Source organism: Chryseobacterium sp. FR054 (assembly GCF_056844565.1).
The window spans coordinates 351,385-366,631 of the sequence record NZ_JBXDSA010000002.1 but is presented as its reverse complement, the minus strand read 5'-3'; the positions used below and the strand labels follow the sequence as shown (position 1 = coordinate 366,631).

Sequence of the window (15,247 nt, the reverse complement as noted above, 5' to 3'; positions counted from 1 at the left end):
ATAAAGTTGAAAACCCACTTCATTGCTATCGGCGGAAGCGCCATGCATAACCTTGCTATTGCGTTAAAAGACAAAGGCTACCAGGTAACAGGTTCGGATGATGCTATTTTTGAACCTTCAAGATCCAGACTGGAAAAGAAAGGAATCCTGCCCCAAGAAATGGGCTGGTTCCCGGAAAAGATCACTCCGGATATTGATGCTGTTATCCTCGGAATGCATGCCCACCAGGACAATCCTGAGCTGGCCAAAGCAAAAGAACTGGGACTGAAAATTTATTCATACCCTGAATTCCTTTACGAACAGTCTAAAGATAAGACAAGAGTTGTTATTGCCGGATCACATGGTAAAACAACCATCACCTCTATGATCCTTCATGTCTTGAACTTCCATCAGAAGGATGTAGATTTTATGGTAGGTGCACAGCTGGAAGGTTTCGACTGTATGGTAAAACTTACTCAGGATAATGATTTTATGGTACTGGAAGGTGATGAATACCTCTCCTCTCCTATCGACCTGCGTTCAAAATTCCTCCTTTACCAGCCGAATATAGCTTTGATGAGCGGTATCGCATGGGATCATATCAATGTTTTCAAAACATTTGATGATTATGTGGAGCAATTCAGAAGGTTTACAGCAAGCATTACCCCGGGTGGTGTTCTGGTGTATAACGAGGAAGATCCTGAAGTGGTAAAAGTAGTGGAAGCTGCTGAAAATTATTTCAGAAAAATTCCTTATAAAACTCCTGAATATGAGATCAACGGCGGAAAAGTATATCTGAAAACAGAAATGGGAGATGTTCCTCTGTCTGTTTTCGGCGCCCATAACCTTCTGAATATGGAGGGGGCCAGACATATCTGTCAGCAGCTGGGAATTATGGATGAAGATTTCTATGAAGCGATCATGAGTTTCAAAGGGGCTTCAAAACGTCTCGAAAAAGTAGAAAGAGAAGACAAAGGAACCTTATACAAAGATTTTGCCCACGCGCCAAGCAAGGTAAAAGCAACAGTGAAGGCATTCCGGGAACAGTTTAAAAATGAAACCCGATACGGTTTCCTTGAACTTCATACGTATTCAAGTTTAAATCCTGTTTTTCTTGAGCAGTATGACCATGCTATGGACGGACTGGACGAAGCCATCGTTTTCTATTCTGAAGATGCTTTAAAGATCAAAAGGATGGAACCTATTTCGCCGGAATTCATTAAAGAAAAATTTAAAAATGACCGCCTAAGAGTATTCACCAGCGCTGAAGACCTTCATGCCTACTGGAATACTTTAGATAAGACCAAAGGGGTTTACCTGATGATGAGTTCAGGGAACTTCGGAGGGCTGGATCTTACCAGATAATATAACATTCATTATATATTTCAACTCCTTTCAGGTAAGCTGGAAGGAGTTTTTTGTTTCTTGTGTGGAGAATACGGGATCCGAAACTGTCACCTTCTGACTGGCAGTCAAAAGGTATTCTTAATTATAACGGTGGATTGAAACCCTCCTCTATTGAATTGAATAAATTTTTATTTTAAACGAAACGGACTAAAGTCCATTTCTATTGAATTTTTAATTTGTCTTTTCAGCATCTCTGATCAGATTGATCAATATCTCTTCCGTGGAAGCTTCACTGTAATGATGAATGGACTGTCCGGTCCAGATACCTACAAAATCCGTATTGCTCATTGCTTTGGAAACGCGCCTTAATTCATTGGTCAGCTTGTTCTGGTATGGATATGGGAGAATATGTTGTGAATGTTCAAGCGTTTCGATAAACTTATTTCTGATTCCTCTGGCATAGCGTCCTGAAAAGCTCCGGGTGAGCATAATATCTTTTTCAGTTACATTTTTGAGTCTTTCTTTTTCAAATGGCTGAAGGGCACTTTCCTGAGAAGCCAGCAGCATGCTTCCCACCTGAAATCCCTGTGCACCTAATGCTCTGGCTGCTCTTAAAGTCCTTCCATTATAAATTCCTCCCGCATAGATAAGAGGAACTTTTACATGATCATATACCTCGGAAAACAAAGACATTCCTCCTATTTCCGGAATATTGTCAGCATTAAAACTACCCCGGTGGCCTCCTGCTTCTATTCCCTGGACGCAGATCATATCAATTCCGGATTTTTCCAGGATTATAGCTTCCTCAGCTGAGGTACATGTTCCTATGAGGGTCACCCCGTTTTCTTTCAGTTTCTGAATGCTTGTATCATTCAGATTTCCAAAAGTAAAGCTGAGTATTTTACAGCCTTCTTCAATGGCAGCTTCTACCAGTTCCTGATAACCGTTTACTTTAAGGTCAGGAAGGTCCGGAAGCTGTACTTCAAGGTGATTTTCTTTAGCCAGCTGTTCAATAAAATACTTTGTTTTCGTGTATTTTTCTTTTAAAGCTTCAGTAATTTCGGGAATATTGTGAGCAAACAGGTTGACGGCAAAAGAATAACGGGTAAGTTTTTTTGTTTCCCAGATCTGTTCAGCAGCATTTTCTGCGGGGAGATCGGCTATTGCCAGAGATCCAAGACTTCCTGTTCTTGCGGCGGCAGCGGCCATTCGAGGAGTACTTGCTCCAAACATCGGAGCCTGGATTACGGGATATTTTACATTCAGTCTTCTGCTGATGGTGTCGGGCCAGAACATAGGTTTTATTTTATCTAAAATTTACGGAAAATACAGAAAACCATGCTGCATGTTTTTATGATATGATTCATAAGATCCTTTCGGGGATTGGCACGGCTTCTTTATAATTTAGAGTCTCAATCAACAGAAAATATGAAGAGGCTGCTTAAATTTCTAAATTCGATTTTTTATAACCTTCAAGGTTTTATCTAAATCAAATTCTTTGAGTATTGGAAAAATATAGTCAGGGTTCAGGGTAACTGTATTTTTATCTTCATCAATTTTTTTTGAATTAATCCACCTGTCTTAAAAAATAATTTCCGCAGACCTGTGATCTGCGGAAAGTTTATAATGATTAAATATCTGCAACAGATTTCAGCATTTTCTGCTCCCATTCCGGATCTTTCGGATCAAAGAACAGCCGTTTTCCTGTATCCAGAGAACGAACGGTATTCATTTCATCTTCTGTGAGTTCAAAATCAAAAACATTAAAGTTTTCTTCAATTCTGGAAGGGGTTACCGATTTAGGAATGACTACAAATCCTTCCTGCAGATGCCATCTCAGGATCACCTGAGCTGTTGTTTTATGATATTTTTCAGCGACTGTTTTTAATTCTGCATTATTCAGGAGATCTGCATTTCCGTTTCCAAGCGGACTCCACGGCTGGGTAATGATATTATTCTCCCTGTCGTACACCTGAAGTTCTTTCTGCTGAAATACCGGGTGAAGTTCAATCTGATTGATCACCGGAACGACCTTTGAATTCTCTTTTAGTTCTTCAAGCTTCTCTACCGTAAAATTGCATACCCCTATTGCTTTGATCTTTCCTTCATGATACAGTTCTTCCATTGCTTTCCAGGTTCCCGCGAAATCTCCGTAAGGCCAGTGGATCAGGTACATATCAAGATAATCCATCTGCAGTCTGTCCAGGGTTCTTTGAAATGCACTTTTTGTCTTTTCATATCCATGATCCTGTACCCATACTTTTGAGGTGATAAAAAGTTCATCCCTCTCCACACCGCTATTCTTCACAGCCTTTCCTACCGCGGTTTCATTCTGATAGATCGCTGCCGTATCAATCATCCGGTAGCCCGTCTCAATTGCTTTGATCACCGCTTTTTCACATTCTTCCAGATTCTCCATCTGCCATACTCCAAATCCCAGTGCCGGAATATCCACACCATTATTTAAGGTTACTACAGGCTGTCCTGTATAGGTTTTCTTTTGCATAACTTTTACTTTAAATTTTTAATATCAAGATAAGGTATAACAAATTTGCGATAAAAAATCGGAAATATGGCTTACCAATTTTACTGTTATTTATTAAAAAATTCAGCATTGGGTAAGTTGAAAAAACTAAAAGGCATAAAGGTTTTAGATTATTATGCTTCCTTTAAAGCACAGGAAAATCAAAAAATTCCCAGCAAATAATCTATTATTTAAGGAGTACAGCGATAATAGCTAAAATGGCAGGAAGCGCCTGTACAAAGAATATTTTCTTCGTGGCGGAAACAGCTCCGTAAATTCCTGCTATGGCTACACAACCTAAAAAGAATAAGGCGATATTCGTCTGCCATTTCGGATCTTCTATAAAAAAAGACCAGATCAGTCCGGCAGCCAGAAATCCGTTATACAGCCCCTGATTGGCTGCCAATCCTTTGGTGGGTTTGAACATTTCCGGTGGCAGGGCGGCCTTAAAAACTTCTTTTCCTTTGGTTTCCCAGGCGAACATCTCCATCCACAGGATATAAACATGCTCTAAAACAACTGCAGCAATAAGTATTTTGGCGACGAGTTCCATGATTTTATATTTTGTCATTGTAAAACTAAAAAAATAAAGTTAAGTTTGGTTACTCAATTGCAAAGATGGATACTTTCAGGGCACATTTAAACAAATTTATCACGGTTACAGATCAGGAATATGATTCTGTATTTTCTTTTTTCCAGGTACTTGAAGTAAAGAAAAAACAGAATCTGATGCTTCATGGAGAGATTTGCAGATGTATGTATTTTGTAGCGGAAGGCTGTTTACGGAAATTTTTCATCAATGAGAAAGGAGCAGAGCAGACCACGGAGTTTGCCATAGAAAACTGGTGGATCACCGATACTTTTGCATATGAAAGACAGATTCCGTCGGATTTTTCTATTCAGGCTGTGGAACGGTCTGTCATTCTTGTTATTGATCTCCAGCAGCAGGAACTTCTGCTTCAGAAACATCCGGTGATGGAACGGTATTTCAGAATGATCTATCAGAGGGCTTATGCGGCTTCCGAGAGAAGGATCCGCTATCTTTATGAAATGTCCAGAGAAGAACTTTATCTTCATTTCAGTACACTTTATCCGTGGTTTATACAAAGGATTCCTCAGTATCTGATCGCTTCTTTTTTAAATCTTACCCCGGAATACCTGAGTGAAATCAGGGCAAAATTACGTTCTTAAACCAGTTTAAGATTTTTACGGATTATAAAACGGAAATTTGTCATGTGATTAAAAGCCAATACAATGACAGATCAGAAAAATAAAATTCCGCAATTGTTTTTAAGACTCGCCATTTCAGTGACCATGCTTTCTGCAGTGGCCGACAGGTTCGGATTCTGGGGCGAAAATTCAGCGTGGGGGAACTGGAGCAACTTTGAAAAATATACCCAAAAGCTTACCTTTTTTCTTCCCGGATCATTAAGTACTGCCTCTGCATATGCCGCCACTTCTCTGGAGATCCTTTTTCCGCTGATGCTGATTCTGGGATGGAAAACCCGTATTGCGGCTTATGGATCAGGCTTACTGCTCCTGGTTTTTGCGCTGTCAATGAGCATAGCACTGGGACTTAAAGCCCCGCTCGACTTTTCAGTCTGGGTAGGCAGTGCCGGAGCTTTTTTACTGGCTGTACAGTCCGGATACTCTTTTAGCATAGATCATTTAACCCAAAAATAAAATTATGAGTACAAGAATTAATATCGCAGCTGTGGATGCTGCGGCGTACAAAGCGATGTTAGGATTAGAAGGATATCTTCAGACCATTTCGCTGAATCATATTCAAAAAGAATTAATCAAAATCAGAGCTTCACAGATCAACGGATGTGCTTTCTGCCTTGATATGCATGCCAAAGATGCCATTAAATACGGAGAAAACCCTCAAAGGATTTTTATTCTTGAAGGATGGAGGGAAGCAAAGGATTTTTTCACAGAGGAAGAGCAGGTACTTCTGGCTATGACTGAAGAGATTACCCTGATCAGTCATAAAGGCCTTACCGAAGAAACTTTCCAGAAAGCAAAACAGTATTTTGATGATGCACAGATTGCCCAGATCATTATGGCGATCGTAACGATCAACGGATGGAACAGAATTGCGGTGAGTACGCATATGCAGATCCCGAAATAGTAGCTATTCCAAACCAAAAGAGCCTTTCAATTTTGAAGGGCTCTTTTCGTATAGAAGGGAAGCAGGAAGATGGAAGAGGAAGTTATGTTAATCTGTGAAGGAATTATTGTATGCTGTCTGCAGAAATTAAATTTTAACAATTGAAATCAGAATGGTTATACATGTTTATAGTCCAGTCGTACCTTCATCCTCCGGCTTCCATCTTGCTTTTTCTTTATATCTCGTTCAGGGCAGAATTGATGAAGTTCAACTCTTCCTGAGAAAATTCAATAGCCATTGCTTTGGCATTTTCTATGGCCTGCTTCGCGTTTCTTGCTCCGGCCAGAACAACCGTGATGGCCGGCTGTAATGCAGTCCAGCGCAATACCAATTGAGAAAGAGTGGCTCCTTTTTCCTGAGCAATAGGTTCAATTTTGTCAAGGAAAGTCTTTACTTTATTCAGATCAAACTGGGAGAAGTAACCGTTTCTGTGGTCATTTTCTTTTAATTTATTTTCCCTGAAATATTTTCCTGTGAGAAGCCCTCTTTCCATCGGACTGTACACGATAATTCCCGAATTGTTCTCTAAAGAATAAGGAACAAGATCGTTTTCAATATTACGGTTCAGCATACTGTAAGAAACCTGGTTGCCGGCTAAATGAAGAGTTCTGTTCGCTTCCTGCATCTGGGCAACGGAATAATTACTCACCCCAGCGGCACGGATTTTTCCCTGCCGGATCAGAAGATCCATTGCTTCCATTGTTTCACTGATTGCAGTTGTACTGTCCGGCCAGTGAAGCTGGAGAAGATCGATATAATCTGTTCCCAGTCTCTGTAAGCTTTCTTCCACTTCTTTGATGATATTGGCTTTTGAGGCATATTTATAAACAGGAATTGTTTTTCCGTTTTCTTCCGCATCGAAGAAAAATTCTCCCTTTCCGTTATTGCTGCCGTCCCATACCAGTCCGAACTTCGTCAGCAGCTGGATCTTTGAACGGTCTTTGCCTTTAATAGCTTCTCCGATCATTTCTTCACTCAGTCCGAAACCATAGAAAGGTGCGGTATCAATAGAAGTGACTCCGTGATCCAGGGAAGCATGAATTGAACTGATGGAATCCTGTTTCTCATTTCCACCCCACATATTTCCTCCGATAGCAAATGCTCCGTGAGTGATTGCTGATAATTCAAGGTCTGTATTTCCTAATGTTCTGTATTCCATTTTTCTTGTTTTTAAAATATGTTATTACGTATTAAACCACAGAAAGCATAAAAGATTTAAACACTTCAGTCTCATAAAGTGAATCTTATTTCACAAACAAGAACACTGAGCTTTTTAAACCGAAGATTCTCCTCATCTGTACTTTAGACAGCATGACTGTTAGCTTCCTTAAGTGAACTAAAATGTTTAAACAAAAAGCTTTTATGGTTAAAAGTGACAGGTTATCTGTTTAATTCTTTTAAAATGGCTTCCCCGACACTTTTTGCAGACTGAGGGTTCTGCCCTGTAATCACTCTTTTATCTGTTACTACATGATTCTGCCAGAGTCCCGATTTTTCAAATTTTGCACCTCTTTCTTTTAATTTATTTTCCAGAAGAAAAGGAACAACATCCGTTAGTTTCACTTCTGCCTCTTCTTCATTGGTAAAAGCATTGATCTTTTTGCCTTCTACTAAATACCGGCCATTGCTGAGTTTAATATTAACAAGACCTGCCGGGCCGTGGCATACTCCTGCCACGATACCATCATTTTCATAGATCTTTGACGCGATGGCGGCCAGTTCCGTATTGTCTGCCAGATCCCACATGGCACCATGCCCCCCGGCATAAAAGATGGCTGAATAATCTTCCGGATGAACCTGTGGCGGACTTAAAGAATGATCGATCTTGTTTTTGTATTCTTTGTTTTCCCAGAACGCTTTGTTGACCGGATCTTTCAAATCAAAGCCGTCTACGGGAGGAGTTCCGCCTTTCGGGCTTACAAAATCTATTTCATAACCGGCTTGGTGAAGAACTTCCCACGGATGGGAAACTTCTCCCAGATAATATCCGGTATCTTCACCGGTGTTTCCTTTTTTGTCGTGACTGGTTACCACGAACAGGATTTTCTTTTTCATAGGTTTGGATTTTTGGTGTTGTGCCTGAACAATTCCTATCGTAAGCAGGCTTAAAAATAAAAGGACCAGTTTTTTCATCGGATATTATTAAAGAATATGAGTGAGATAGATCTGAGGTTTTTCCTGTAATTTTTCATCCGCAATGGCTCCGAAAGCCTGGATATAGGGCTGCCGGTTGTGCAGAGCCAGTCCTTCTTCATTTTTCCAGATTTCATAAAATACAAACCGGTTTCTGTCTTCAATATCCTGATGAAGGCTGTATAATTCGTTGGCGTCTTCTTTTCTGGTCTCTGTTACCATATTCTGAAGAACTTCCAGTACTTCTTCCTGATGCTCTTCTTTCGCTTTGATTACTGCGGTAAGATAAATTTTCATTAGACTAGCTGTGGTTTTAATTCCTGTTCAAAAACATGTTCAAGATGTTCTCTGTAAAGTTTCATATCGCGTTCTATATTCGCATTTTTTTCTACATCATGGAAATGGAAACTCTCCATTTTTTCCAGAGAAACAAAGGCGTTCATCCTGTGGAAACCGAATAAAGGTCCGTCGTCTACACCGGTTTCATTAAAGAATTCTCCGGGAAGTGTAAATGCGGTTGCCGGAGCATTCCAGCTGGTGGTTACCATATATTTTCTTCCACCCAGCATTCCTCCGGTTCCGTAATTGATTTCCGGATGTTCTGCATTTCTTCCGTCACTCATATAAATTCCTTTGGCGTGGCCTGCGGTAAATACATCGTCAATATATTTTTTCAGTCCGTTCGGAAGCTGGAACCACCAGATCGGTGTATGATAAATAATATAATCTGCCCATACAAATTTTTTCACCTCTTCGTCTCTGTCATAACCTTCTGCTACATTGGTGATCTTTACTTCTGTGTTTTCGAATTTCTTTAAAACTTCCAAAGTGTTTTCTGCAATAGTCTGATTATATTTTCCTCCGGAATGCCCGAAATTCTGTCCTCCGTTGATGATGAATACTTTTTTCATTTTTTATGATTGTTAAATTTTCTGATGCAAAATTAGGACGGGTTGTTGTATAATAAAAATAATATGAATTATAGGTAAGTATTAGAAAAATTATAGATTGAATGAAGATGATAGATGATAGATGATAGATGATGGATGATAGACGGATAGATGATAGACGGATAGATGATAGATATGGGAACTGGGTTGATAGTGTCTGTTGTCAGTAGTGAATTTTACTGTTTCAGCTGAATGATGAAAGAAAAGTTTGGTACATTAAGCCATCTGATCCCTTACTATGCTGAATAACATGTATAAAAATCATATTCTTTAAAATCATTTGATCAGGCATGTCATGTAAATTTGTCAGATCAATTGAATGAATATGTTAAAGATTGCGGTTTTTAGTGATGTACACGGAAATCTTCCGGCTTTGGATGCTGTATTGAATGATATGAAGCAAAGAGGAATACACCAGAAATTCTGTCTGGGAGATCTGGTAGATTTTGCCCCGTGGGGAAATGAGGTAACCCAAAAAATTAAAGACCTGAATATTCCCTGCTTAATGGGAAACCATGATGAAAGGATCGCATTTGATTTTCCGGTAATTCCATTGGAAAAGCATTCACCGGAGGAAACAGAAGCACGTTATATGGCAATTGATCATTCTAAAAAGAATATCACCGCAGAAAACAAAAAATTCCTTTCACAGCTGCCTTTTCATCTGAAACTGAATTATAAAACAGGGAAAAAGCACTGGAACATTCAGCTGGTTCATTCCAGTCTGTCCAGTAATGATACTTATCTTTATGAAACTGAAAGCGATGAGGTTTTTATCCGTATGCTGGAAGAGTCTCAATCTGATATGATCGTAATGGGACACACACATTTATCATTTAAAAAACATCTGGATAACGGAAAATGGGCTGTAAACTGCGGTTCCGTAGGACGTTCCAAAGAGGATAACCGGCTTGCCTCTTACCTGGTTTTAACGTTGGATGAAGATAGAATCATCCCTGAAATCGTACAGTTATCCTATCCGGTTGAAGAAACAGCCCGTCTAATCGAAGAAAGCGGCATTCCGGATTATTATGCGGCGTTCCTGAGAAATGAAATCTATCAGTAAAATAATTATTTTGTAATTTTGTATCATAATATTTATAATTAAAGTTATGGTCAATTTAGAATGGTACCGCACCTTTAAAGCTATCTATAAAACCGGCACACTGACAGGGGCCGCGGAATCCCTGTTTATTTCACAGCCGGGCGTGAGCCTTCATTTAAGTTCGCTGGAAGCCTATGTAGGGTATAAATTATTTGACAGAACAGGCCGGAAAATGATTCCTACCGAAAGGGGAAAGGTTTTGTTTAATGCAGTTGCAGAACCTCTGGCCAAACTTGAAGATGTAGAAAAAAACTTCCAGAAATCTACGGAGAAACTCACTCCTACAATCAGCGTGGGAATGTGTTTTGAAACATTTCAGACGACTTTGGAACAATATGTTTCTACGTTGCCTTTCAACCTGATCATCAGTTTCGGGGAATATCCTGAAATGCTGGAGCAGCTTGATAAAGGAATTCTGGATCTTATCATTACCCCCAAAAAAGGAGTTTCCCCCAATATAGAGCATGAAGCTTTTTCTTCAGAACAGATCATTCTGGTAGGCGGAAAAGATGTAGATACGGAAAGTTTCCTGGAAACCGCACATACAAAAGGCCCGGAACATATTGAAGAATGGCTGAAACAGGAAAAGTGGTACGGAACTACCGGAGATATGGAACATCTGTTTCAGTTCTGGATCATGAATTTCGGACATAAGCCAAACTTCCGTCCGAATTATATCGTTCCGAATTTAAACTCAATCATACGATGCCTGAAAGGAGGAACCGGACTGGCCGTTGTCCCGGATTTCCTGTGTAAGAATGAAATTGACAATGGGGAGATCAAGCTGATCTGGGAAGGCGAGAAAAAGCTGGAAAACACACTGTATTTCGGATGCCGGAAAAAAACAAATTACCAGCCTGAGATCGATCATATCAAAGGACTCTTCCGTCAGATGATGGGTAAAAAAGTAATGGCATAAATTCTTTTGTATGAAAAAAATAGCAGAAACAGAACGGCTTCTGCTGAGAGAACTATGCTCTGATGATGCAGACGGTTTTTTCAGGCTCAATCAAAATCCCAATGTCATGGTACACCGGGGATTCAGCATTTACTCATGTAGAGGAAGCACGTGATTTTTTAGAGAACTATAAAGATTATGAAAAGAACGGCTGCGGAAGATGGGCTGTTATAAATAAATCTGACCTTACATTTCTTGGCTGGTGCGGTTTAAAATACCATGAAGAAACCGGTGAAACGGATCTTGGATTCCGGTTTTTTGAAGAATACTGGAATAAAGGATATGCTTCGGAAAGTGCGGCTGCCTGCCTGAATTATGGATTTGAACAACTGAATCTTCAGAAAATCATAGGACGGGCAATGGCTGAAAATACCGCTTCCATAAGGGTACTTCAAAAAATGGGAATGACCTTTACACGTGAGTTTGATTTTGACGGAAATACAGGAGTTATTTACACTATTGAAAACTTACGAAAATAGTTGATGATAAATCGGAAATTCCAGAATAACCATATCCCGCATCTGCAAACCGTTTTCGAAGATCGGAGAAGGGTAATTTTCTATAAAAAAATCTTTGCGGATTCCTTTTTTAACAAATCCGTTCTTCTCATAAAATCTGATCTGCTGAAATCCCGTATCTGAAGTTCCCACAGTTAAAATTTCACACCCGTTTCTCAAAGCAATTTCTTTGGCTTTATCAATCAGAATGCTGCCGATACCACTGCTTCTGAAATCCTCAATAACGGCCATATTCTTGATCTCTAACTCTAGATCGTCTTTATCATAAAGTACGATAACTGCAATATCAAGCTCTCCGTTACCCAATAGATAAATGTCGGAATCAAAGATATACCGGTTGATGGCTTCTACGGTTTCATCGGCAAGCAGGAGCATATCGTACGGAATTTCTGAATCCGGTTTTATTTTTCTGAAAGTATAATTTTTCATTTTACAAGCTCATGTGAATGATAGGATAATCTTTTCCGGAGCCGTCTTTCTCTGATCTTCCGGTCTGTCTGAAGCCCATTTTTTCATAAAAACCAATCGCCTGAGGATTCTGTTCATTAACGTCTACTCTGGTAAGGCCCGTCTGCTCTTTCATAAATTCATACAGCATCCTTCCATATCCTTTTCCGCGGGTATCATTGTGGATAAAAAGCATTTCCAGATTACCTTCCGCAACAGACGCAAAGCCTTCTGCTTTTTCATTTCCGGTGATGAGGTAGACCTCCAGATTCGGAAGATAATCTCTTGGAATCACTTCTTTGAAATAGTTGAAATCCTCTTCAGCAAGAAAATCATGAGTAGCTTTTACCGCAGATTCCCAGATCTCCATAATCCTGGGATAATCTTCAGCATGGGCAAGCCTGATCGTATGTGACATTTTTTTTGATTTTTGCAAAAATAAGAATTTAGAAGCTAACCCCGGTGTACAGAACTCAGAGTGATCTGATAGGCGAACTTATTTTCCATCACTCACAGAGCAGACAGAATAAGCAGATTTTACAGGATTGAATTTCAAAATCTGCATAAACACCCTTTTTTCCGGGAAACCTGTACCATCTGGGAGAAATCTTTTTAGTAAATACGAAATCTATCTGCTGAAAATTTCTGATTTTCTTGCCCCTTAAGACCAGTACAATAGCTGAAAACCTTTTGCACCTTTGCTTTTCCCAATAAAAATTGATTAAAAATCATCAGCCTTCCGCATCAATCAGAACAGCTAACTGAATACACGGCTGACCGGACCGATTGCTCCATGCGTGGTTGGTACCCCTTTGGATGACAATATCTCCGGGTTTAAGCAAGGTTTCCCCCTCCTCCATAATAAGATAAAGTTCCCCGGAAAGGATGATGACATAATCCAGAGTCCGGGTCTGATGCATCAATGGATGAGGTTCGCCCGGTTTCCATTCTGTGCCGAGATCCTTATCCGGCGGAATAACCACATACCGGAAATAAGTTCCGTTTTTAGGGGTTTCCGGAAAACCGGTATTGGGAATTATCTGTTCAGATGCCAGTGAAGCGGGCATGGACTGAGTATTCCAGAGATCTGAAATAATAAGCCCCGGTAAATGTTCCACCGTATTTTCGGATATGCAATCTTCTATAATCACTGATTTTCCATTTCTAAAGCCTGTTACGATTCGTCTTGGTATGGTATTCATTTTTTTAATGCTGCATGATGAGTTTATGTCCCTGGGTCTGATTATTTTTTAAAATGGAATGAGCGGTCATTACGGTCTTCAGGGAAAGCGGACCTGCAATTCTAATATTCGGTGGAGTGATATTTCCGTTTTCTATCATTTTTGCGATTTCGTTCAGTCCGTTTTGATAGTATGAATAGGTTTTGGTCATACTGTAAGTGTAATTGGAAATATTCATGATCAGGGTTCCTTTATTGAATAAAGTTTCATGGGCATCTTTAGTCACAAGAGCCGTAACATCCGTATAGATTCCGTTGATCTTTAAAAGGTCAGCAGTAATTTCAGACATATAATTTCCTACGAGATCAATTCCAATATCAAAAGGCCGGTTATTATTCGCCTGCAAAAGATTTTCTTTAAGATTTTTCTCTTTATAGCTAATGATCTGATGGTCTTTCAGTCCTGTTTTTAAAAGCATCTGTCTGTTTTCTTCACTGCCGGCAGTTACAATGATCTGCTGATAGCGGTGAGCTGTTAAAAGTTTAATTAAAAAAGATCCTACACCTCCTGCCGCTCCGGTAACAAGAATGCTGTCGTCATAACTGGGTTTCAAACGTTTAAAAATCTGTAATGCAGTCAGACCGGCTGAAGGAATTGAAGCAGCCTGCTCAAAACTGATATTTTCAGGCTTTAAAGAAACGATGGCTTCGGGTACGGCAATATATTCTGCATAGGAACCGTTACTTCCCATTGAGCCGCTTCCGCAATAAACTTCGTCCCCGATATTGAATTGCGGGGCTTCGGCCCCTTTCTCTACAATAATGCCTGACAGTTCGCGGCCAATGATGTGTGAACTGATAAGCTTTCTTTCCAGCTCATTTTCAAGCATCTGGTAATCGATAGGATTAAAACCGCTGGCTTTAATCCTGATCAGGACTTCATGGCTTTTCGGCACAGGCTTTTCTGTAAAGCCGTCCTCAAGCTGAAAATTTTCGTTTAATATAACTGCTTTCATTGGATTGATTTGATGTACAAATGTACCGGCTGAATAGTTTATATTTGCTATCAGTTAACAAAAGGTAACCAGTTACCTCAATGAAACTATTATGGCAAAAATCATAGAAAACGGAATGGAAAGAGAGGCTACCTGTACAGAAGAATTATTTGCAATGCGCGACAGCCTCGATGTTTTAGGCGGAAAATGGAAACTGATGATCCTCCGTTATTTAACGAACAGGACGGATCAGCAGATTCATTTTAAAAAGCTGGAACGTGGGATTGAAGGTATTTCGGCTAAAATGCTAAGCAAAGAATTAAGGGAACTGGAAACCAATCTTCTGATCACCAGAACGGTTCAGAATACCAAACCCGTAACTGTTACCTATGCAGTAACCGAATATGGCAAATCTGTTTTTCCGGTAACGGAAACCTTAGTGAACTGGGGAATCATCCACCGGGAGAAGATTAAGCAATCGATGGGGTAGGTTGTTATAAAATTAAGATTCCCACAAACGCAAAATAAAAAATCTGCTCAATCTGCAAAATCCGCGAGAGAATATTAAATCATTTTTTTGTTGGAAAACGCAAAAGGCTCTAAGATTTTAAATTATTACGCGACTTTTAAGGCGCAAGAAAATCAGAGATTTTCAGCAAATGATACTGTGTTAAATTTTATCGTAGATAAAATCATTGCGCCTTATAAGGCATGATGCAGATAAAAAAAAGCGTCCTTGCGCAAATTCCAACAAAACATAGAATGCAAAAAAATCTGCTCAATCTGCAAAATCTGCGAGAGAATATTAAATCATTTTTTTTGTTGGAAAACGCAAAAGGCTCTAAGATTTTAAATTATTACGCGACTTTTAAGGCGCAAGAAAATCAGAGATTTTCAGCAAATGATACTGTGTTAAATTTTATCGTAGATAAAATCATTGC

Annotated in this window: 21 protein-coding genes; 10 read left to right on the top strand and 11 right to left on the bottom strand. The window is 39.6% G+C overall.

The window, feature by feature from the left end:
• Positions 1-6 precede the first annotated feature (6 nt).
• Complete coding sequence (locus AC106S_RS09065; RefSeq protein ID WP_482438751.1) at positions 7-1,344, top strand: UDP-N-acetylmuramate--L-alanine ligase; 1,338 nt, start codon at positions 7-9, stop codon at positions 1,342-1,344.
• Between the two features lie 213 nt (positions 1,345-1,557).
• On the opposite strand, the gene AC106S_RS09060 is transcribed toward AC106S_RS09065, so the two are convergent.
• The 3 genes from AC106S_RS09060 to AC106S_RS09050 all read right to left on the bottom strand — a co-directional run bounded on the left by AC106S_RS09060 (position 1,558) and on the right by AC106S_RS09050 (position 4,403).
• Complete coding sequence (locus AC106S_RS09060; protein WP_482438750.1) at positions 1,558-2,622, bottom strand: NAD(P)H-dependent flavin oxidoreductase; 1,065 nt, start codon at positions 2,620-2,622, stop codon at positions 1,558-1,560.
• A gap of 334 nt (positions 2,623-2,956) precedes the next feature.
• Positions 2,957-3,832 (bottom strand): aldo/keto reductase, encoded by an 876-nt coding sequence (locus AC106S_RS09055; protein ID WP_482438749.1) that lies wholly within the window; start codon positions 3,830-3,832, stop codon positions 2,957-2,959.
• Between the two features lie 205 nt (positions 3,833-4,037).
• Positions 4,038-4,403 (bottom strand): DUF1304 domain-containing protein, encoded by a 366-nt coding sequence (locus AC106S_RS09050; RefSeq protein WP_482439571.1) that lies wholly within the window; start codon positions 4,401-4,403, stop codon positions 4,038-4,040.
• A gap of 65 nt (positions 4,404-4,468) precedes the next feature.
• Here AC106S_RS09050 and AC106S_RS09045 point away from each other — a divergent pair, with 65 nt between their 5' ends.
• From AC106S_RS09045 to AC106S_RS09035, 3 genes are all read left to right on the top strand, one after another.
• Positions 4,469-5,041, top strand: a complete 573-nt coding sequence (locus AC106S_RS09045) for a Crp/Fnr family transcriptional regulator (protein WP_482438748.1) — start codon at positions 4,469-4,471, stop codon at positions 5,039-5,041.
• A gap of 63 nt (positions 5,042-5,104) precedes the next feature.
• Positions 5,105-5,533, top strand: coding sequence for a DoxX family protein (locus tag AC106S_RS09040; RefSeq protein WP_482438747.1), 429 nt, complete (start codon positions 5,105-5,107; stop codon positions 5,531-5,533).
• A gap of 4 nt (positions 5,534-5,537) precedes the next feature.
• Complete coding sequence (locus AC106S_RS09035; protein WP_482438746.1) at positions 5,538-5,981, top strand: carboxymuconolactone decarboxylase family protein; 444 nt, start codon at positions 5,538-5,540, stop codon at positions 5,979-5,981.
• A 214-nt stretch (positions 5,982-6,195) separates the two neighbouring features.
• Here the strand turns inward: AC106S_RS09035 and AC106S_RS09030 are convergent, their stop codons facing one another.
• The 4 genes from AC106S_RS09030 to AC106S_RS09015 form a co-directional block, all read right to left on the bottom strand.
• Positions 6,196-7,179 carry an aldo/keto reductase gene (locus tag AC106S_RS09030; protein ID WP_482438745.1) on the bottom strand — a complete coding sequence of 328 codons (984 nt, stop codon included), beginning with the start codon at positions 7,177-7,179 and terminating at the stop codon, positions 6,196-6,198.
• Between the two features lie 221 nt (positions 7,180-7,400).
• The gene (locus AC106S_RS09025) at positions 7,401-8,153 is read right to left on the bottom strand and encodes a type 1 glutamine amidotransferase domain-containing protein (protein WP_482438744.1); all 753 of its coding nucleotides are present in this window, start codon (positions 8,151-8,153) and stop codon (positions 7,401-7,403) included.
• Positions 8,154-8,162: 9 nt separating this feature from the next.
• Positions 8,163-8,450, bottom strand: coding sequence for a putative quinol monooxygenase (locus AC106S_RS09020; protein WP_482438743.1), 288 nt, complete (start codon positions 8,448-8,450; stop codon positions 8,163-8,165).
• The gene (locus AC106S_RS09015; RefSeq protein ID WP_482438742.1) at positions 8,450-9,064 is read right to left on the bottom strand and encodes an NAD(P)H-dependent oxidoreductase; all 615 of its coding nucleotides are present in this window, start codon (positions 9,062-9,064) and stop codon (positions 8,450-8,452) included. The genes AC106S_RS09020 and AC106S_RS09015 overlap by 1 nt, the downstream gene beginning before the upstream one ends.
• Positions 9,065-9,428: 364 nt before the next feature.
• Here AC106S_RS09015 and AC106S_RS09010 point away from each other — a divergent pair, with 364 nt between their 5' ends.
• From AC106S_RS09010 to AC106S_RS08995, 4 genes are read left to right on the top strand one after another with little or no spacing between them, the layout of a single operon-like run.
• Positions 9,429-10,169 (top strand): metallophosphoesterase family protein, encoded by a 741-nt coding sequence (locus AC106S_RS09010; RefSeq protein WP_482438741.1) that lies wholly within the window; start codon positions 9,429-9,431, stop codon positions 10,167-10,169.
• Positions 10,170-10,215: 46 nt separating this feature from the next.
• Positions 10,216-11,127: a LysR family transcriptional regulator gene (locus tag AC106S_RS09005; protein WP_482438740.1), complete on the top strand. Its 912-nt coding sequence runs from the start codon at positions 10,216-10,218 to the stop codon at positions 11,125-11,127.
• Between the two features lie 10 nt (positions 11,128-11,137).
• Complete coding sequence (locus AC106S_RS09000) at positions 11,138-11,281, top strand: hypothetical protein (RefSeq protein ID WP_482438739.1); 144 nt, start codon at positions 11,138-11,140, stop codon at positions 11,279-11,281.
• On the top strand, positions 11,229-11,645 hold the full coding sequence (locus AC106S_RS08995; protein ID WP_482438738.1) for a GNAT family N-acetyltransferase: 417 nt from the start codon (positions 11,229-11,231) through the stop codon (positions 11,643-11,645). Before AC106S_RS09000 ends, AC106S_RS08995 begins: the two co-directional genes overlap by 53 nt.
• On the opposite strand, the gene AC106S_RS08990 is transcribed toward AC106S_RS08995, so the two are convergent.
• From AC106S_RS08990 to AC106S_RS08975, 4 genes are all read right to left on the bottom strand, one after another.
• Complete coding sequence (locus tag AC106S_RS08990) at positions 11,634-12,113, bottom strand: GNAT family N-acetyltransferase (protein ID WP_482438737.1); 480 nt, start codon at positions 12,111-12,113, stop codon at positions 11,634-11,636. The genes AC106S_RS08995 and AC106S_RS08990 overlap by 12 nt on opposite strands.
• Position 12,114: 1 nt before the next feature.
• A complete protein-coding gene (locus AC106S_RS08985) occupies positions 12,115-12,549 on the bottom strand; it encodes a GNAT family N-acetyltransferase (protein WP_482438736.1) in 435 nt (144 codons plus the stop codon).
• Between the two features lie 313 nt (positions 12,550-12,862).
• On the bottom strand, positions 12,863-13,333 hold the full coding sequence (locus AC106S_RS08980) for a cupin domain-containing protein (protein WP_482438735.1): 471 nt from the start codon (positions 13,331-13,333) through the stop codon (positions 12,863-12,865).
• Between the two features lie 4 nt (positions 13,334-13,337).
• Positions 13,338-14,327 carry an NADP-dependent oxidoreductase gene (locus AC106S_RS08975; protein WP_482438734.1) on the bottom strand — a complete coding sequence of 330 codons (990 nt, stop codon included), beginning with the start codon at positions 14,325-14,327 and terminating at the stop codon, positions 13,338-13,340.
• A 91-nt stretch (positions 14,328-14,418) separates the two neighbouring features.
• Here AC106S_RS08975 and AC106S_RS08970 point away from each other — a divergent pair, with 91 nt between their 5' ends.
• Together AC106S_RS08970 and AC106S_RS08965 are read left to right on the top strand one after the other, a co-directional pair.
• Entirely contained in the window at positions 14,419-14,796 is a 378-nt protein-coding gene (locus tag AC106S_RS08970) for a winged helix-turn-helix transcriptional regulator (protein WP_482438733.1), read from the top strand.
• 221 nt (positions 14,797-15,017) lie between these two features.
• Positions 15,018-15,247, top strand: a 230-nt coding sequence (locus tag AC106S_RS08965) for a hypothetical protein (RefSeq protein WP_482438732.1), incomplete at its 3' end; no start/stop codon positions are given.